22 protein-coding genes are annotated in these 19020 nt (G+C 33.4%); 17 read left to right on the top strand and 5 right to left on the bottom strand.

Going from position 1 to position 19020, the window contains the following annotated elements; all coding sequences use genetic code 11:
• Nucleotides 1-17: 17 nt before the first annotated feature.
• The 6 genes from GTO82_RS05195 to GTO82_RS05170 all read left to right on the top strand — a co-directional run bounded on the left by GTO82_RS05195 (nt 18) and on the right by GTO82_RS05170 (nt 5737).
• Entirely contained in the window at nt 18-905 is an 888-nt protein-coding gene (locus GTO82_RS05195; RefSeq protein WP_180872771.1) for an aldose 1-epimerase family protein, read from the top strand.
• A gap of 60 nt (nt 906-965) precedes the next feature.
• Nucleotides 966-1562, top strand: a complete 597-nt coding sequence (locus GTO82_RS05190) for a hypothetical protein (RefSeq protein ID WP_180872770.1) — start codon at nt 966-968, stop codon at nt 1560-1562.
• A 118-nt stretch (nt 1563-1680) separates the two neighbouring features.
• A protein-coding gene (locus tag GTO82_RS05185; protein WP_180872769.1) for an IS3-like element IS1223 family transposase occupies nt 1681-3083 on the top strand; the annotation gives its coding sequence in 2 pieces (ribosomal slippage) (nt 1681-2155 and nt 2155-3083; 1404 coding nt in all).
• 134 nt (nt 3084-3217) lie between these two features.
• A complete protein-coding gene (locus tag GTO82_RS05180) occupies nt 3218-3781 on the top strand; it encodes a metal-dependent hydrolase (RefSeq protein ID WP_180872768.1) in 564 nt (187 codons plus the stop codon).
• A 267-nt stretch (nt 3782-4048) separates the two neighbouring features.
• Complete coding sequence (locus tag GTO82_RS05175; protein ID WP_004894587.1) at nt 4049-4510, top strand: hypothetical protein; 462 nt, start codon at nt 4049-4051, stop codon at nt 4508-4510.
• A 195-nt stretch (nt 4511-4705) separates the two neighbouring features.
• A complete protein-coding gene (locus GTO82_RS05170) occupies nt 4706-5737 on the top strand; it encodes a YeiH family protein (protein ID WP_180872767.1) in 1032 nt (343 codons plus the stop codon).
• 228 nt (nt 5738-5965) lie between these two features.
• Here the strand turns inward: GTO82_RS05170 and GTO82_RS09745 are convergent, their stop codons facing one another.
• Nucleotides 5966-6268, bottom strand: coding sequence for a hypothetical protein (locus GTO82_RS09745; protein WP_260983124.1), 303 nt, complete (start codon nt 6266-6268; stop codon nt 5966-5968).
• Between GTO82_RS09745 and GTO82_RS05160 the strand changes: the two genes are divergently transcribed.
• Nucleotides 6213-6398: an alpha/beta hydrolase gene (locus GTO82_RS05160; RefSeq protein WP_180874086.1), complete on the top strand. Its 186-nt coding sequence runs from the start codon at nt 6213-6215 to the stop codon at nt 6396-6398. The two genes, GTO82_RS09745 and GTO82_RS05160, sit on opposite strands and share 56 nt — an antisense overlap.
• A 368-nt stretch (nt 6399-6766) precedes the next feature.
• On the opposite strand, the gene GTO82_RS09740 is transcribed toward GTO82_RS05160, so the two are convergent.
• A complete protein-coding gene (locus tag GTO82_RS09740; protein WP_260983123.1) occupies nt 6767-7036 on the bottom strand; it encodes a hypothetical protein in 270 nt (89 codons plus the stop codon).
• Between the two features lie 188 nt (nt 7037-7224).
• Here GTO82_RS09740 and alsS point away from each other — a divergent pair, with 188 nt between their 5' ends.
• The gene (alsS, locus tag GTO82_RS05150; RefSeq protein ID WP_180872766.1) at nt 7225-8904 is read left to right on the top strand and encodes an acetolactate synthase AlsS; all 1680 of its coding nucleotides are present in this window, start codon (nt 7225-7227) and stop codon (nt 8902-8904) included.
• Between the two features lie 17 nt (nt 8905-8921).
• The gene (gene budA / locus GTO82_RS05145) at nt 8922-9638 is read left to right on the top strand and encodes an acetolactate decarboxylase (RefSeq protein ID WP_180872765.1); all 717 of its coding nucleotides are present in this window, start codon (nt 8922-8924) and stop codon (nt 9636-9638) included.
• A gap of 45 nt (nt 9639-9683) precedes the next feature.
• Here the strand turns inward: budA and GTO82_RS05140 are convergent, their stop codons facing one another.
• Both GTO82_RS05140 and GTO82_RS05135 read right to left on the bottom strand, forming a co-directional pair.
• Nucleotides 9684-10097 (bottom strand): DUF3021 domain-containing protein, encoded by a 414-nt coding sequence (locus tag GTO82_RS05140; protein ID WP_180872764.1) that lies wholly within the window; start codon nt 10095-10097, stop codon nt 9684-9686.
• Nucleotide 10098: 1 nt separating this feature from the next.
• Nucleotides 10099-10533: a LytTR family DNA-binding domain-containing protein gene (locus tag GTO82_RS05135; RefSeq protein WP_180872763.1), complete on the bottom strand. Its 435-nt coding sequence runs from the start codon at nt 10531-10533 to the stop codon at nt 10099-10101.
• A gap of 546 nt (nt 10534-11079) precedes the next feature.
• On the opposite strand from GTO82_RS05135, the gene GTO82_RS09735 reads away from it, so the two are divergent.
• Nucleotides 11080-11643 carry a pectate lyase-like adhesive domain-containing protein gene (locus tag GTO82_RS09735; RefSeq protein ID WP_349304730.1) on the top strand — a complete coding sequence of 188 codons (564 nt, stop codon included), beginning with the start codon at nt 11080-11082 and terminating at the stop codon, nt 11641-11643.
• A 202-nt stretch (nt 11644-11845) separates the two neighbouring features.
• On the opposite strand, the gene GTO82_RS05125 is transcribed toward GTO82_RS09735, so the two are convergent.
• Entirely contained in the window at nt 11846-12529 is a 684-nt protein-coding gene (locus tag GTO82_RS05125) for a TMEM175 family protein (protein WP_180872762.1), read from the bottom strand.
• Between the two features lie 172 nt (nt 12530-12701).
• On the opposite strand from GTO82_RS05125, the gene GTO82_RS05120 reads away from it, so the two are divergent.
• From GTO82_RS05120 to GTO82_RS05090, 7 genes are all read left to right on the top strand, one after another.
• Nucleotides 12702-13253, top strand: a complete 552-nt coding sequence (locus GTO82_RS05120) for an aldo/keto reductase (RefSeq protein ID WP_180872761.1) — start codon at nt 12702-12704, stop codon at nt 13251-13253.
• Between the two features lie 350 nt (nt 13254-13603).
• A complete protein-coding gene (locus tag GTO82_RS05115) occupies nt 13604-14203 on the top strand; it encodes an HAD family hydrolase (protein ID WP_180872760.1) in 600 nt (199 codons plus the stop codon).
• 22 nt (nt 14204-14225) lie between these two features.
• Nucleotides 14226-14849, top strand: coding sequence for an NUDIX hydrolase N-terminal domain-containing protein (locus tag GTO82_RS05110; RefSeq protein WP_180872759.1), 624 nt, complete (start codon nt 14226-14228; stop codon nt 14847-14849).
• A 139-nt stretch (nt 14850-14988) separates the two neighbouring features.
• Nucleotides 14989-15684, top strand: a complete 696-nt coding sequence (locus GTO82_RS05105) for a response regulator transcription factor (RefSeq protein WP_180872758.1) — start codon at nt 14989-14991, stop codon at nt 15682-15684.
• Nucleotides 15677-17029, top strand: a complete 1353-nt coding sequence (locus tag GTO82_RS05100) for a sensor histidine kinase (RefSeq protein ID WP_180872757.1) — start codon at nt 15677-15679, stop codon at nt 17027-17029. Before GTO82_RS05105 ends, GTO82_RS05100 begins: the two co-directional genes overlap by 8 nt.
• Before the next feature lie 129 nt (nt 17030-17158).
• Nucleotides 17159-17806 (top strand): PepSY domain-containing protein, encoded by a 648-nt coding sequence (locus GTO82_RS05095; RefSeq protein WP_180872756.1) that lies wholly within the window; start codon nt 17159-17161, stop codon nt 17804-17806.
• Nucleotides 17807-17957: 151 nt separating this feature from the next.
• Nucleotides 17958-19001 carry a zinc-binding dehydrogenase gene (locus GTO82_RS05090; RefSeq protein ID WP_180872755.1) on the top strand — a complete coding sequence of 348 codons (1044 nt, stop codon included), beginning with the start codon at nt 17958-17960 and terminating at the stop codon, nt 18999-19001.
• Nucleotides 19002-19020 lie beyond the last annotated feature (19 nt).

Below are 19020 nucleotides of genomic sequence, written 5' to 3'. Positions count from 1 at the left end.
TAAAGAGAAGTTAAATTATGGATTATCAATTAAAGAATAATTTTTTAACAGTAACACTTTCTGATAAGGGTGCTGAAATTCAAAGTGTTAAAGATGTAAATAGTGGTCGAGAATACATGTGGCAGGCAGATCCCGAAATTTGGGGACGGCATGCTCCAGTTTTGTTCCCAGTAGTTGGACGTTTAAAGGGTGATCAATATACTTATGATGGTAAAACTTACCATATGGGACAACATGGTTTTGCTCGGGATGCACAATTTACTGTTGAAGAACAAGATGATAAGCACATTGTTTTTCTTCTAACTTCTAATGAAGATACTAAAAAAATGTATCCATTTGATTTTGAACTGAGAGTATCTTACAGTTTAATAAATAATTTGCTGGAAGAACACTTTACAGTAACTAATACTGATACTAAAGAAATGATCTTTGGTATTGGTGGCCACCCAGGTTTTAATTTACCAACTGATAATGGGATGAATAAGAATGATTACTACTTTAAGTTTGATCCTTCAATGGACCATGTGAAGATTCCTTTAAAGGCACCATACCTTGACTGGGAAAACCGTTCTTTGCTCGCAACTGATTCAATTTTTGAAATTAGTGATGAATTATTTAAGGATGATGCCTGGGTCTTTGAATTAAAGCAACCTAACAAGATTTCTATTAGAACTGATAAGAGTGACTATCACATTAATGTCAAAATGGAAAATGCACCATTTGTGGGTTTGTGGTCACAATATCCTAAGACTGGCAACTATATCTGTATTGAACCATGGTGGGGCATTGCAGATACTTTAGACAGTGATGGTAAACTAGAACATAAACGTGGCATGAATCATCTTGCTCCAAGTGAAGTTTGGGAGAATGGTTTTACAATTGCGTTTCATGATAAAGCTAAGTAATTAAGATAAATAAGACTTTGGTTGAAAGATCAAAGTCTTATTTTGTATACAGGTGAAAAAATGAAGATTGGATATTTAAAAAATTTAGGTAGACATGAGTTGGAACAGGCAGCAGGTAAATGGCAAACTTTACATAAAGACGAAAAGGTGAGTTTAGAGCCTGTTTCATATGATGAGATTGAAGTTAAGATTCAAAACAATAAGTTAGATGCAGTCTTAGTTAATTCAAGGCATACTATCTATCAGCAACTAGCTACTTATCTGGTTGATGAGGTTGCTTTAGTGGCCCTAGTGCAAGCGGGTAATTTTAATAAATATCAACAAACTGTTGAAGTGAGTGATTTAAAGAATTTGCCTTGCATTATGGTAGCAGGAGTAGAGGAAGAAAAGAGTGAATACCACTATTTAAAAGATGTTCTTCAAGTTGATAGTGATTTACTTGCGGTTGAAACCTTAGGAGAAGCAATTTTAATGGTTGAATCTGGATCTGGCTACTTAATTATGAATGAAAAAACAGCCACCCATATTGAGGATGACCAAGTACAAAAGTTGTTCTTGTTGCGAGATGGAAAACAACTCACTGAAGAATATGTTTTTATTGCTAAACCAGAAGATCAGCGAGTAGAAGAATTGAGCAAGATATTTAAAATAAGATAGCAATTAAAAGTAAAATAATTATGTAAAGTTATAAAATGATATTACTTAAAAACTCTAGTGCAATGAAGTGCCTCATAATTGTTAGACATAAAATCTAATAATTATGAGGTATTTTTTTATGACCAAATATTCGACTGAATTAAAAATTGAAATTGTTTCCAAATATTTAAATCATGAAGATTCAATAAAAGGTTTAGCTAAACAATATAATATTCATTGGACTCTTATTCGTAGGTGGGTTGATAAGGCTAAGTGTCAAGGTTTAGCTGCCTTATCTGTTAAACATACTAAAACTACTTATTCTTCTGACTTTAGGCTAAATGTGGTACGCTACTACTTAACACATTCTATTGGAGTTTCAAAGGTAGCGGCTAAGTTTAATATTAGTGATTCTCAAGTATACAATTGGGCTAAAAAGTTCAATGAAGAAGGATACGCTGGGCTGCTGCCTAAACAGAAAGGTCGGCCTAGGAAAGTGCCTAAAAAGAGTAAGAAGACAACTAAAAAGTTAGAACTTAGTGAAAAGCAAAAGTATGAAGAAAAAATTCTTAAGCAGGAAGCTGAATTAGAAAGACTTAGAGTGGAAAATCTTGTCTTAAAAAAAGTGGCTGCCCGATATCCACGTTATCCAACAAACAAAAAACACAATTAATACAGGATATTCGGGCAAAACACCATCAAATTAAACTTAAGGTCTTATTTAAGGTGCTTAAATTAAATAGAAAGACTTACTATGACAATGTAAAAAATAGAATTAATCAAGCTGATAAGTATGCTTTAGTAAAAGAGAAGATTCAAGAAATCTATTATGGCTATGAAGGACAAGAAACATATGGTTATCGTCCTATGTGGGGAGCGTTAAGAGATGAAGGATTTAAATTTTCTCTAGAAACAGTACGTAAGTTAATGAGAAGTTTAGGAATAAAAACAACAATTTATCATAAAAATACTGGTAAATATAGTTCGTATAAGGGTAATGTAGGAAAGAAAGCACCAAATATCCTAAATCAAACTTTTGATGAAACTATCCCCTATAAAGTTCTTCATACCGATGTAACCGAATATAAACTAACTAACGGCAAGAAAGTTTATATTTCTCCTGTAGTAGATAAAGCTTCTTTGGAGATTCTAGCTTGTGCAGTAAGTTACTCTCCTGAAATGAAAACTATTTATAATATGCTAGATGAACTAGCAGATAATCTTTCACCAGGAGCTGCTCCTATCCTTCATTCAGATCAAGGCTTTCAATATCAGAATCCAGGCTATCAGGCTCGACTAAAGAAAATGAATATAATTCAAAGCATGTCCCGAAAAGGAAATTGTCATGATAATGCACCAGGAGAAACGATATTTAATCTAATGAAGAGAGAAAAACTGAATCGACTTAAGATTGGAAGTTTAGAAGAGATGAAGGAAATTCTGAAAGATTATATTTATTGGTTTAACAATGTTAGAAGATCAAACAAATTAAAATACACGACTCCTGTAAAATACAGAAATCGTGTATTATCAAATCTTTAAAATTTTATAAATGTCTAACTTTTCTATGGCACTTCACAAAACTAGAGTTTTTTTATACCTTGGCGTATACAAGTTCCCATTCTGGTGGGAATTTTGTTAAAATAGAATATATGTTCTAGAGAGGGTGAAAAGAAGTGCTAACTAGGTCACATCGAATTTGCAGTATTGCAATCGTGGAACTAAGCTTATTATTAACTAATCGTCTATTGATCGATCCAGTTAACAACATTATTATTCTGGCTGCGACTGCGATTGGCGCTTCTTTACCTGATATTGATGAATATAACAGTTCTGCGAGCAAGAAGTCAGTGATCAATTTTAGTCTTTTTCTTAAACATCGTGGGATTACTCATTCTTTCCTTGGCTGGGCCATTTTTTCTGGTGGTCTATATTATTTAATGAATAAATTTATTCCTATTCATATCAACAACTTAACTTCTCAGAATTATTGGAGTGCGCTTTGGTTTGGGCTAGTAATTGGCTATTTTTTGCATCTAGTTGAAGATAGTTTCAGTAAGCAAGGAGTAGAGTGGCTAGCGCCATTCTATAATAAAAAGAGAAAATCACCAATTCATTATAAAGTTGGAGGTTGCTTTGAGAACTTTTTAACTATGATGTCTTATTTAGCAGTAATTATGATGACTTTTTATTGGATTTGGCTTTCTTTGACACCTGCAACACAAGTCTTTTTATTTTAAAAAGTAGACTTAAGCTTGTAAGATAGATACTGAGGGGAAGATTCCAAGAAAGGAGTCCTGAATATGTCCCAATTATTAGTAATAGCCGGTTTAATCGGTATTTTGTATGGTGCAGTTGAGCTTAAAGTCCAGCCAATTCCAGTTGAAAATGACACAGTTCATAAAGGACGTTAGTTGACCTAGATGACCAAGAGTTAAAATTGCTCTTGGTCATTTTTAGTTTAACCAGTATACTGGTAGAAAGAAGAATATTAAAGGATATGAAGTATGGATTCGAATGAATTAATTTTTATTAAATTAGAAAATAAACGTTTACGTTATAATTTGCTTGCGGACATCTTGCTAATTCTTGGAGGCATTTTAATGTTTAGACAGCCTCCAATGAGCCTTTTATTTCAATTACTTGGAGCCGGCTTAATTATTATTGGAACCGTATTTACTTTTTTATCATTTCGAGTAAGGACTAGTAAGCAATATCATGACCTATCTTTATTAGTTAAAAATGAGCCAAGCAGTTTTAAGGAGGTCGTTAATTTATTTGGAGCAAAGTTAACTGCTTTAGCTTTGTTTGTGGGAATAGGGCTTATAGCATTAGCAATTTGCTTTTTCTTTTTACTTAGTCGATCTTGGATTAAGGCTTTACTGTTTTTCTTAACATTTGAGACTGTAATTGATTTGAAAGATTTTATGAATAATATCACAAAATTGAAGGATGAAAGTACAATTTAGGCTTTCATCCTTTTTATATCAATAAAAATATTTGTGATTTTGTGAGCATATTATTTTACTTTAATTATTGAATTGGATACTATAGTGCTATAAGAATTTTGCTTTCGAGAAAGAATCACTTTAAAAAACTATATAATTGCTTATTCTGTAAATTTTCCTAGGTGGGAATAAGTAATTAAACTGGAGGTATTTTTATTGATAAGTATTGTTAAGAGTAGATCATTTGGTCTTGCAGCTGCAATGACTTTAATTTGTTCCGTGGCAGGTATTTTTCTAGCAAAATTACCTTATGTCAACTTGATTGGTGCGTTGGTAATTGCCCTTTTATTAGGAATTTCGCTGCAGGTGTTACCAGTTGGGGTAAGAGAAGAAGCAGCACCAGGGATTGGTTTTATTTCTAATAAGTTTTTGAGATTAGGAATTATTTTACTGGGTTTTAGACTTAATCTTACTAAGCTAGCTGATGCTGGTATTAAAACAATTTTAGTTGCAATGCTAGGGGTAAGTGGAACGATTGTTTTGACTTACTGGCTTAGTAAAAAATTTGGGGCAGAAGATGAACTAGCAGTGTTATCAGCTTGTGGCTGCGGAATTTGTGGAGCAGCTGCTGTAATGGGCGTTTCCCCTCAAATTGAGAGTAGAGATGAAGAACGTAAAAGAGAAAACGAGGTACTTGCTGTTGCCGTAGTTTGTGTGATGGGAACAGTATTTACACTCTTAGAAATTGTGATTAAACCAATGCTTGGGTTAACAGATTCACAATTTGGTATTGTTGCTGGTGGATCTCTTCATGAAATTGCCCATGCTATTGCAGCTGGTAGTGCTTTTGGTGAAGCAAGTTTAGATAGTGCGTTAATTATGAAATTATCACGTGTTTTACTGTTAGCACCAGTTGCTTTAGTAATTGGATACTGGTACCAAAGAAGACTGGTAAAAGAAAGTGCGCAAGATCATACACAAGCACCTAAGAAATTACCAATTCCTTGGTTCTTAGGCGGATTTATTTTAACCAGTATTTTAGGTACTTTCTTACCATTCCCACCAGTAGTTTTAGATGGCTTAGTTCAAGCAGCATATGTCTTTTTGGGGATGGCAATGGCCGCTTTAGGTATTTCAGTTAACTTCAGTGTTATCTTCAAACGTGGTGGTACCGTATTTGGGGCTGCTGCAATTAGTTCTACTTGCTTGATGATCTTCGTGATTATTATGAGTAAGTTGTTCTTTTAAATTAGTGATAAAAAGCCGATTGCTTCTCCACCAAGCAATCGGCTTTTTTACATTTGATCATATTTACTCCATTGATCCTGCAATTTTTCAATTAAAGGCATAAGACGAGTTTGGTTTTGCTTTAAGTAGCAAGCATAGAACTTTTGATGAGCCACCTCATCTGATAAGGGACGAGCGGAACGGTTATTAGGAAGATCATTACCCCATTATGAGTCTAAACTAGTTAAATTAGTAGTAAAGAAGGGGGAGGACGGAATACTGTAAGATTTCGCTATAATCTGTTGACTCATCTTGGAAGATTATTTTGCTATCAGGAATTTCATCATGATAAATCTGGGCCCAAAAACCGATGTTAGCAGGGCTTAAAATCGTTTTTCCTTTTAGCATTCTAAATGATAATTCTGAATTTTCATTAAGCTTACATTCGGTAGGTAAGTTAACTGACATGGATTCTGTACCTAAATAAGTAGAGGTAATATCACGATCTTCAATAGGAAAATTAAATGGTAGTGATGGTAGGGTTGATAACAAGTCATACCTTTCAGGGGGTAACAGTACTTATCGTGTTTTGAAGATTAACGGCAAAAATGCACAGCATTCAAAGCTCCATGAAAATTCGCAAGTTGATAAAGCTCTCATTAAGTTTGTGTGGAATAAGTGATGTGTTTATACAAGCAATAAAACCAGCAATGCCTTTAATTGACCATGACCAGTATTTTATTGAACAAGTTGCCGATAAAAGAATTAAATTAGCTAACTAAACCAAATTAAAAAATGGATAGGGAAAAGAAACCTATCCATTTTTATTTACTTATTTAGTTATGTGGAAAAAATGATTAATTAAAATTCAAATTTTCTTGTAAAAATAGGGTGAGTACGATGATCTAAGTAGGCTGCTTCTTTTGGTGTAATTTCTAAAACCCGCAGATCTTCTTTTGCACCTTCAATATCATTTGCATATATTTCATTTAAATAATCATTTTTTTCAAAAATCTCGTCAATATATTCATGTTCGACATTTTTAATTGTTCACCGAATTGAAAAGCCGCATGAATCCATCGTGCCATCCCCTTTGTACCCATTGATAATCACCTTAGGTTGATGGATCAAATCTTGAAAGAAGGGATTTTGACTAGAGGTAACAATGTAGAGCTTACCATTTTTATTCAAAACTAGATCACAGACTTGAGCAGAAGGTGCACCATGATGTGTTGTAGCAACATCAACATTGTGGACCTCATTGGTCGCAAATTCTAAGAACTCTTCATTACTAGTTTGATTATCTAAGATCCTAACCATGTCTATTCCTCGCTTAAATTTATTTTTATTCAAGTTCTATTATAGAATGGATTTGTGATATATCTATATTAGAAGTATTTGATTTGAAGTTTTCTATAATTATATTTACTTGAAAGTATGGTAGCTTGTAAGTATACTTTTAATTTGTAAGTAGATATGCAATATATATTGGAAGAAGGAAGATTGCTGTGGCAGAAGAAAAATATTACGGCGCAAATGCAATTGTTGATAGCTTAATTAATCATGATGTTAAATTCGTCTTTGGAATTCCAGGTGCCAAAATTGATCGAGTATTTGAATTACTTGAACATTCTAAAGATCCACGTACGCCTAAATTTGTTTTAACGCGGCACGAACAAAATGCGGCCTTCATGGCGGCTGGAGTAGGAAGGATTACAGGAAAACCAGGTGTTGTTCTCACTACCTCAGGTCCGGGTGCATCAAATTTAGCAACTGGCTTAGTAACTGCTACAGCAGAAGGTGATCCAGTACTAGCTATTTCTGGCCAAGTGCAAAGAACTGATCTTTTGCGTTTGACTCACCAAAGCATGAAAAATGCAGCTTTATTTGCTCCGATTACTAAATATAGTGCCGAAGTTCAAGAACCTGAGAATATTTCTGAGGTGATTGCTAACGCATACCAAGAAGCAGAGGCATCTAAGCAAGGGGCAAGCTTTGTTTCTGTTCCGCAGGATGTAACTGATGCAGAAGTAAAAACGAGCGTGATTGCGCCACTTGAGCCCCCGAAGCTAGGCCCAGCTAGTCCAATTGAATCAACCTTGCTTTCACAGCGTATTAAAGCCGCAAAGCTTCCTGTACTTTTGTTAGGAATGCGAGCATCTGATCCAGAAACTACCAGAGCTATCAGACGTTTAATTGCGGAAACTCATCTACCTGTAGTTGAAACTTTTCAAGGTGCTGGAATTATTCCACGTGAATTAGAGGATGATTTCTTCGGTCGTGTAGGTTTGTTTAGAAACCAACCAGGAGATCAATTGCTTAAAAAGAGTGATCTGGTTATTGCAATTGGTTATGATCCAATCGAATATGAACCTCGAAACTGGAATTCTGATCGAAGCGCAAATATCGTTGTAATTGATTCTATGCGGGCAGAAATTGATAAAAATTATCAGCCTGAGCGAGAATTGGTTGAAGATATTTCTCAAACTTTAGACTTTCTTTTACCATATATGAAGGGCTATTCAATGCCGAATGAATCTAAAGAGTATCTTGATTCATTGCGTAAAACCCTGCAAAAACGTGATACTCCACCAGTTGTGACTAAGGATCAAGTGAAGAGTCATCCCTTGAGTATTATCCAAGCTCTGCAAGACCGAGTTACTGATGAGATGACGGTAACAGTAGATGTGGGTAGTTTTTACATCTGGATGGCACGGCATTTCAGAAGTTATGAACCACGTCATTTGCTTTTTAGTAACGGAATGCAGACACTTGGAGTCGCTCTTCCTTGGGCAGTCGCAGCAGCTTTGGTAAGACCAAATACAAAAATTGTTTCCGTTTCTGGGGATGGGGGATTCATGTTCTCCTCACAAGATTTAGAGACTGCTGTTAGATTAGGTTTGAATATTGTCCATATTATCTGGAATGATGGAAATTATGACATGGTTAAATTCCAAGAAGAATTGAAGTATGGCGATTCAGCAGCTGTTAAATTTGGTCCTGTAGACTTTGTTAAATATGCAGAAAGCTTTGGTGCTAAGGGTTACCGTGTAGAGAAGGCAGCTGATTTAGATAAGATTTTGGATAAAGCCTTTAAAGAAGATGGACCAACTGTTGTTGATATACCGGTTGATTATAGTTTCAATCAAGAATTAGGAAAGACAATTTTAGAAGATCAGCTACATTAATAGAAGGTAGGAAAATTATGGCAAAATATGAAAGCAAGGTTTATCAGCATGGTACCTTGGGGATGCTGGTGCCAGGATTGTTTGAAGGGACAATGACAGTTGCAGATCTGTTAAAGCACGGTGACTGGGGCATTGGAACAGCTAGTGGCCTTGATGGTGAAATGATTTTACTTGATTATGTACCGTATTTAGCTCAAAGCAATGGTAAAATTAGAATCTTAAAACCAGAAGAAAAGGTCCCATTTGCGACAGTTCATTTTGAAGAGATAAAAGATAGTTTTAAGGTCGAAAATTTAACTCAAAAAGAATTAGAAGATAAGATTTTAGCTGACTATCCTTATAAAAATGTCTTTTTTGCAGTTAAAATTGTGGGGAATTTTTCAACTGTTAAAACAAGAGTAGTTGAAAAGCAGACAAGACCTTACAAGACCTTATTGCAAGTAGCAAATGAACAAGCCGTTTTTGAATCTACTGATGTTTCTGGTACAGTTATAGGTTACTTTGCACCGAAGATGTTCCAAGGTATGGCTGCTACTGGATACCATTTACATTTTTTAGCAGATAACAAATCAATTGGTGGACACTTATTAGACTTCAAGATAAAAGAATCAACTGTTTATTTACAGCCATTTACTAGTATTGAGCAACATTTGCCAATTGATAATCAGGAATTTTTGAACAAAGATTTGGATATCGCTGATATGCATGATCAAATCCAAAAGGCTGAAGGATAAAAAAGCAGATCATTACCGTTTAATTATGGTAGTGATCTGCTTTTTTTATAATTTATGGTTTAACTGCTTTACTTGGATTTTTATTTGATGGTAGATACAGAGCCAAATGATTAAGTAGCCGATGATATAGAGTACCGTAAAAACCAGAAATGGGATAATTTGTAACTCAATCCAATTGTTAAAAACATAAAAGAGAAGGTAGTCAATGTAAATTACAATCGCATCAATCATAGTTGCAAGTCCAAGAGAGATTTTTTCAACTTTAAAGACTGCACTAATACCTCCGGCGATAAAGGCTAGTAATAAACTGGAAAGAATATTCTTATTTACGTTTTGAATCGAAATAGTATGGAAGTTAATAGTAAAAGAATAAATATAATAAAAAATCACAAGAATTAAAGGACCAAATCCTGCAGCTTTCATGCCACTTTTAATAAAATTTTTGATAAAATCTTTCATTTTAATTCAGTTCCTTCCTAATTTTAGAAAAACAGCGTCTTGAAACATAGTCGCTTAATCCATTTGTCATAATGACATTTACCCCAGAAGTTTTTGTTTCCTTAAATTGATCGATATAGGAACGATTTATAATAGTGGATTTATTGATACGCCAAAAATTAGTGGGGAGAGTATCTTCTATTTGGTAGAGTCTTTTTCTGATGTGATATTGCTTATTGTTACAGATAGCAAAAACCTTATTTTCAATAATTGTAAACATAATAATATTCCCTAAGTTAAGCATAATTAAATCTTTGTCATCATAAGCAGGTATCGCATTTGAATTACCGTTTGATAAAACAAATTGCTCTAATTGAGTAGAAAAATTACTTTTTCGATGAACGGTAGCCTCGACAATTTCTTGACTGTTTGGATTAATAAATAACTTAAATTTCATATCTTACTCCTTTCAAGTTAAATTATATCGATATGAGGTATTTTTACTTTGTTTTGTCAGTCATCGGTCGAAAATGACTTTTAATCGGTAATAAAATTTTGATTCCAAAAATGTAAAATTATAAAAGCAAGCGCTGATATTTTTGTTATTTAAATATAATAATATTACGTACTAATAAAATGATTATTTAAAAATTATGCCATTATGCTTATTATAAGACCACTATTTGATAGGAAGACTTAATTCTAAAGAAAGTCATATAAATTATATAGGAGTATAGAACAAGAAAAGATTACATGTTACTATATCACTTGTAATTAATTTCTAAAATTAAACTACTGATACTAATACTTCTTCTGATTTGAATAATGCAGTAAACGATGCAAAGACTGAAGTTTCAACTAATGCACTTAACGTAAATAAAGCAGTTCAAAATGCATAATTCCTTAGTGCAAATAATCTTGCTGAAAGTAAGGTAGCAGCTACAGCACTTGCAGCTGAAGCAGAAGATCCTATGCAGTAACAGTTAGTGACGCTAAGGGATTTATTAATGCAATTCAAAATGGGACTACTACTACTATTAATGTTGCTAAAAATCTTAATTTAGCAGACCAAACAGATAGTACATATACAGAAACTCATATCAAGAATACGTGTAATATTGTAATTCAATCAGATAATCCAGAAGAAAAACGTACAATTGATTTCTCCGGATATTCATTTGATATGAATACACAAAATTCTGTAACCTTTAAAGATTTGAATATTTATGCTCGTAGTTACTGGGGCCTTGTTTATAATGCTGGTGGATACACAGTTGATAATGTTAACTTTACTGGTTCACAACTTATTTATACTAAACCAAGTATTAATTCAACCTTAGCATTTAAGAATACTATTACTGCAAACTCTGTTTCATTTTATGTAGGACCACTTGATGGTAAGACACGCGCTACTCAACAAAACGGTGAGCAGCAAATTCTTCAATTTGAAGGTGGAACACATCAAATTATTTTTGATGAAAACAGTAATGTGACCTTAACAACAGAAGATGCTAATGCTCTTGAAATTGATGGTGGGACCACAACACTTGATGTAAAAGAAGGATAATTCTAACTTAACGTTAGCAGGAGCTGCACTTCTTGGGTTAGCAGGTGTATTCTCATTGTTTGGATTAGGAGACAAGAGAAAAAAGAATAAATAGTCAACATCGTTGATACGAAAAAGAGCGATACTCCCTAAAGTGGAATATCGCCTTTTTTGTTTGGAAATGTTAAAAAGACAGAAGCATTTAATTGTGCTTCTGCCTTTATTACATGATTTTATTACGCTTAACAGGGAATAAAAATGAAATAACTGGTATAACTACATAAAGAATCATGGCAAGTCTAGGAAGAACAAACGATAGACCAATGAGAACAATATTTAAAAATAAGGTGACAGCAACCTTTCTAATAAAAGATCGACTGATAATAATGTTCATAATTTGGGAATATTTCGCCGTCTTCTTAGCGCCAAAATATTGAATTAAATATTCTAAAATTTTAGCAATTAAAAAAACTACTCCAAAATTAGCTACCGCAAATGTTGAACCTTCTGCCATAATCCATTTTGTCATTACCGGAAGAAGAGAAAGGTCAGCTAAGAAAAAGAAGTCTAAGACAGCAATTGTTTTTGAGGGCTTAAATATATAGTAGGAAAAAGCTAAATGCAGATCATACCAAAAATCCGCCACGATGAAGAATGTAATTAAAAATACAATAATATTTGCGAGAAATTGTCCATAGTGAACTTCATTAATAGCTGGCTGGATCTCTAATACAATAATTGTAATAATGATTGCCATTACCCCATCATTAAAAGCTTGGAGGTGCTCACGTAAGTTTTCTGGTTCTTCTTTTTGTGCTTGAATAAGTTCTTGGCGAACAGTCTTTAATTTTTCTTTTTCTTGCTTTGAAAAATCATTGAAATTGTGTTCTTTTCTGTTTCTTTTCATTTTATCTTTCCTTACAATTTACTAATATTAGCATTTTACAACATTTAAAGACGGTGATTAAGATGGAAATAAGCAAAATATGCATTTAAGTTATAGAAATTGATGCATTCTAAATCTTAGGTAGTTAAAAAATTTTTTTAAAAATGAAATTAGCAAAGAAAGGGATGATTCTATGTCTATTTTTGATGAAACTTTAACCATGAATAATGGTTTAAAAATTCCTAAGATGGCACTTGGGATATGGGAGATTCCTGATGATCAAACACCTAAAGCAGTCGAAGAAGGAAAGTTACGTACAATTGGTGTCGCCAGCTTTGAAAAAGAAGATTTAGATAACTTAATGCAGAATAGTTCTACTAAATCTGCTGTTAATCAAATTTTAGTTCACATTGGTGAAACCCCGATGAACTTAATTGATTACATTCAAGGAAATGATATTGTAGTTGAAGCTTTCTCACCAATTGCTCACGGTGCTCCTCTAAATGATACAAAAATTGAAAAGATGGCTGATAAGTATGGTGTAACCGTACCTCAATTATGTATTCGTTATGATTGGCAACTTAACTGTGTTGTATTACCTAAGTCTGCAAATCCTGCACATATGAAGAGTAATGCTGAAATTGATTTTGTAATCAGCGATGAAGATATGGATAAACTTAAGAAGTTTACCCCGGTTGATTATGGTAAATCAGGCGTCTTCCCAGTATTTGGCGGCAAGATGTAAATTTAATTGTTCCAGATTATAGGGAAAAGTTTAATTTTTATTAAAAAATTAGCATTGTACTTACTTTTAATCAGTATATAATTATAACTGACAAAAAGTAAGAGGAGATACTTTACTTATGAATCAGATTTTAGCAATTGCAGTGTTACTAGGAACTTTATTCTTTTCAGTAAGTATTAAACCTAAACGAGTTCCCATAAGAACTAAAAATAATACTCTTCATCGCGGTCGATAAGATAATAATTAATCCTTAAGACGAGAGTTTATCAAATCTCTTGTTTTTTCTTGCAAGATTCTAGCAAAAAGAGCAATATTTTTACTATAGACTATTAAAGATAGAGGGGAAGTTAATGCTTAAGAATATTATTTTTGACTTTGGAAATGTCATTATGAACTACAATCCAGATGAAATTTTAAATCATTATGAATTGAGTCCCGAGGATCATGATCTAATTAGAAAAACTATTTTTGAATCTAAAGAGTGGGGCGAAATCGACTCTGGAAAAATTACCGAGGAAGAAGCCACTGAAATTTTTATTAGTAAAGTTCCGGATAAGCTAAAAAGTAAGGTTAAGCAAATTATGGCAACTTGGCCAGAAAATGTTGATTTCTATGAGCCAGTTTTTAATTATATGGAGGAACTACGTAAACAAGGTTATAAGATTTACGGTTTATCCAATACGGGAATGCAGTTTGCTAATTTTGTTAAAAATTCTGAGATGGGCAATTATTTTGATGGTTATGTTTTTTCTGCCCAAGAGAAATTAATAAAGCCAGATAGAAGAATATATGAAAGATTAACTGCTCGCTATATTTTAAATCCAGAAGAGAGTATATTTATCGATGATTTAAAAGCAAACACCGATGCAGCAAAGAAGCTTGGTATGTTAGCTTTTACCTTTAAAATTGATAAACTTGGCGAATTACAAGAATATATTTCTAACCATTAAGTAAATTTTAGGTGATTGAAAAATGAAAACAAATGATCAAATTGCAAATTGGGCAATGGATTTGCAGAGCCTAGCGCAAGCCGGATTAAGATATGGCCATGATGTTTTTGATCGTGAACGCTATGAAGAAATTCGGCGTATTGCTGGTGAAATGATGGCTGCTAGGACTGGAATTCCAGAAGAAAAAATTAAAACCTTGTTTCTTGGAGATGAGGGATATCAAACTCCTAAAATTGAGACTCGAGCTGCAATTTTTAAAGATAATAAAATCTTATTAGTTCGTGAAAAAATGTCTCAAGAATGGTCATTGCCAGGCGGCTGGAACGATTATGATCAAACTGTCGCAGATAACTGTGTTAAAGAGGCTTTTGAAGAATCTGGTAGAAAAGTAGAACCAATTAAAATTATTGCAGTTCAAGATCGTAATCATCATAATAAGCCAATTTTAGCGACTAACGTTACTAAGATTTTCTTTTTATGTAAAGAATTAGGTGGTACATTTACTCCTAATGATGAAACAGATGCTTGTGACTACTTTCCTCTAGACAACTTGCCAAACTTATCTATTGATAGAAACACAGAAGAGCAAATTGCAATGTGTTTTGAAGCAAATAATAATCCAAATTGGGATACTAAGTTTGAATAAAAATTTATTACAAAATAGCTCCAAGCAGTTTACTTGGAGCTATTTTAAATGTCTATTAAAATAAAAAGAATCAAATTAATATTGAATTTACTATTTAAAAATAATCCTAAAGGTGATTTGGAAAGCAGGGGGGTAAGATATGGAAAAAGCAAAAATTCTTTTAATTGAAGATGAAGAGAGTCTAGCTAGTTTTATTCAACCAGAGCTTGAATTAGAAGGCTATGAGGTAGTCTGGGCTAAAGATGGTAAAGAAGGTCTTGAATTTTTTGAAAAAGAAAAACCAACTTTAATCCTTTTAGATTGGATGTTACCTGTTTATGATGGCATCACTGTCTTAAGAAGAATTAGAAAAGTTAGTGACATTCCTATTATTATGTTAACTGCCCGTAACCAAGCTTCTGACATTAGTAATGCTTTAGATCAAGGCTTAGACGACTATATGACCAAGCCTTTTGAAATAGAAGAACTTTTCGCCCGAATTAGAGTGATTCTTAGAAGATTAGAACGAGAAAAGAGACGGGTTGTCAGTTCTACCTTAGAATTTAGTGTTTTAAAAATTGACTTGGTTTCTCATAAATTTTGGTGCAAGGGTGAGGAAATCTACTTAACTCCAAAAGAATATGCATTGCTATGTGAATTAATGAATGATCCTGAAAAAGTTAAAAGCCGGGATGAATTATTAGATATCGTATGGGGATATGATTTTATCGGTCAAACTAACACAGTTGATGTCTATATAAGAGCGCTGCGAAATAAGTTGGGAAAATATCGTAATTTGATTAAAACAGTTCGTGGATATGGCTATTGCTTAAGAAAGGTGGACGATAATGAATAAAAAAATAAGAACAACTTCCCAACAATTAACACAGTTGTTTCTGACTTTATTCATTATTATTCTCTTCCTAGTTAATTTAGCCTTTGCTGGTATTTCAACAGCATTCATTTATAATAATGCTCATGAGCAAGCAGAAGAAGTTATTGATACAATTAGTGATAATATTAGTGACCACGATGAGCATAAGAATAAAAATGAATGGAAATTATTTCTAAATGCTTATCTTGCTAGACAAAGTAATGATGCGATTTCACTGAAAACTCCTAAGGGTAAGACTGTCTATTCGGAAGATGGGGAAGAATTATTTGAAAAAGTAAAGAATCATAGGAATTACAATAATGTTGTTTTTATGGAAAATAGCGTTTATTATTTACGGACTGCAAATGAAGATGGCTATCGAATTTCTGTGATTTTAAATGTTGACGATCTTTTTACCTTAATTACCCATTTATTACTTGCAATCATTATTTTAAATTTAATTGCCATCATTTGTTCGATTCCTTTAATTAAACGTTTTTCAAGAAAATGGAGTCAGCCACTAGAGAAAATAGATCAAGATATTGAGGCAATTGAACATCAAACCACGGCAAAAAAGAAAGTATTCGTGCCGAAACAACCAGCAGAAATTCATCACTTAGCGCAGTCTTTTAATAAATTGCTAGAGTATCAAGATAAGGCAATTCAGCGTGAACAACAATTTGTTACTGATGCATCTCATGAATTGAAGACGCCGCTTGCTGCAATCCGTGGCCACATTAATTTGATTAAAAGACGCGGTAAAGAACATCCCGAAGTTGTCGCAAAGTCCCTCCAATATATTGACTCTGAATCAAGTAGGATGGAAATACTGGTTAATGAACTTTTGGAATTAGGACGAGCTAAGAAACAACACCAATCAATTGATCCCATTGATCTAGTGCCAATAGTTCAAAAAGAGAGTGAAATTCTTGAACAAGAATATAATACTTGTAGCGTCTATATTTCAAGTCCAATAAAAGTTTTCTACCCAATTGAAGTGAAAGATTTCCGCTTAATTATTCATAACTTGTTAGATAATGCAGCTAAGTATTCTCAAAACAATGCCAAAATAAAGATAGAATTACAGAAAGATAATGGGTACTTAACTTTAAGAGTTAAGGATCAGGGAATTGGTATTAGAGAAGAAAATTATGATAAGATTTTTGATCGTTTTTATCGAGAAGATCAAGCTCACTCTAGTCAGATTAAAGGTACTGGAATTGGCTTAGCTATTGTAAAAGATATTGTTACCAAGTATCATGGAAAAATTAGTGTTTCAGCTAATACTCCTAAAGGGACGATTTTTGAAATAAAATTACCACTCTAATGATTAAAATGAAAAAATCTTCATTTAATTTATATCTGCTCTTAGTTTTTTCATCCTCGTTTTTTCGTAAACTAAATATATAAAGTTAAGCAACAAAAATAAATTTGAAGAAAAAGTGAGGATTCTATTATGAGAACAAACATTAAGAGATTATCATTAGGCGCAGCTGTTTTAGGTTTAGCCTTAGGTGGAACTAGTCTTACTTTAATTAATCAAGCTCAAGCATCTACTGGTGGACAAGCTACGGAACAAACACAAACTTCTAACTCAATCAATCTTTCTCAAAGTGATGTAATTAATAAATTTAATGAAAAGTATGGCTCAAAATCCATTAAGGAGATTGAACTCAAGAATAAGAAAAATGAATATGTTTATGAAATAGAGGGCTTTGATTCGGAAACAGAATATAAAGTTAAAATTGATGCAAGTAGTGGTAAAATTTTAAAAGCTAAGTCAGAAAACTTAGATGCAGATGATAAAGAAGAGGCCTTAGATCTAAATGGCTTAATAAGCCGTAGTGAAGCTACAAAAATTGCCCAAAGTAAGGCATCTGGTAAGGCTGTTAAGTGGTCTTTAGAAATGGACGATAAGCAACCAGTTTGGAAAGTTGAATTAAAAGATGGCAATAAAGAAACTGAAGTTAAGATTGATGCCAAAAGTCAAAAAATCTTAAAGACTAAGACTGATGAAGACAAAAAAGATAAGAAAGATAGTGAAAAGAAGGATCAAGTAGATCACAAAGAAAATAAGACTAGCAAAGAAGATAAGAATAATTAAGAACTTAGAATCGGATCGTATAGATCCGATTTTTTGTTTGCGAGTGTGTCATACGTAAAATGAATAGTAGCATGTTTTTTTAGCAATTGTAGGTGGTACTTTTTTAATTTAAACTATCTGTGTAAGTTAATGAAACGAAAGGATATAGAATATGAAAGCAGCAGTTTTTGTAGAACCTGGTAAAGTTGAAGTAAAAGAAGTAGAGAAGCCAAAGATTGATGGAGAAAATCAAGCTATTATTCGAGTGATTCGTGCGAGTGTTTGTGGTTCAGATTTATGGTGGTTTAGAGGTATTGCCGACCGTGAATCTGGTTCATTGATTGGCCATGAAGCAATTGGTGTGGTTGAAGAAGTTAGTGATGATGTAACAGATATTAAACCAAATGACTTTGTCATTGTTCCATTTACTCATGGTTGTGGCCACTGTGTTGCATGTATTAACGGATTTGAAGGTAACTGCTTAAATCAAAAGTCAGGAACAAACGGGGGATATCAAGCAGAATACATGAAATATCAACCAGCAAATTCAGGTTTAGTTAAAATTCCTGGAAAGCCAGAAGACTACACTGATGATCAATTGGCATCCCTTCAAACTTTATCAGATGTAATGGCAACTGGTTATCATGCAGCTTTAAATGCTGAAGTAAAACCTGGTTACACTGTAGCCGTAATTGGGGATGGTGCTGTTGGTCTTGCCGGTGTAATTGGTGCCAAGTTATTGGGTGCTGAAAAAATTATTCTTTTATCTCACCATGATGATCGTGCACAATTAGGTAAAGAATTTGGTGCAACTGATATTGTTTCGAGTCGAGACGAAGAAGCTGTTAAGGATGTGCTGGCCTTAACTAAGGAAAATGCTGGGGCTGATGCAGTGCTAGAATGTGTTGGTGCAGAAAGTGCTATTGAACAAGCTGGTCAAATTGCTCGTTCTGGTGCTGTGATTGGTAGAGTGGGTGTACCACATGCAGAACCTAAGTCAAACCAATTATTCTGGAAGAATGTAGGTTTGCGTGGTGGTATCGCTTCTGTAACTAAACCTGATAAAGAAGTTTTATTACAAGCAGTTCTTGATGGTAAAATCAATCCAGGTAAGGTATTTACCAAGAGTTTTGATTTAGATCATATTCAAGATGCGTATGAAGCAATTAGTAATCGTGATGCAATTAAGTCGTTGATCATTGTTAATGATAAGTAAAATCTCAAAAGACAACTTA

It is taken from the genome of Lactobacillus johnsonii (genome assembly GCF_013487865.1).
GTDB classification, from domain to species: Bacteria; Bacillota; Bacilli; order Lactobacillales; family Lactobacillaceae; genus Lactobacillus; species Lactobacillus johnsonii_A.
The sequence above is the reverse complement of the archived record's forward strand: the minus strand, read 5'-3'. Positions and strand labels throughout refer to the sequence as shown.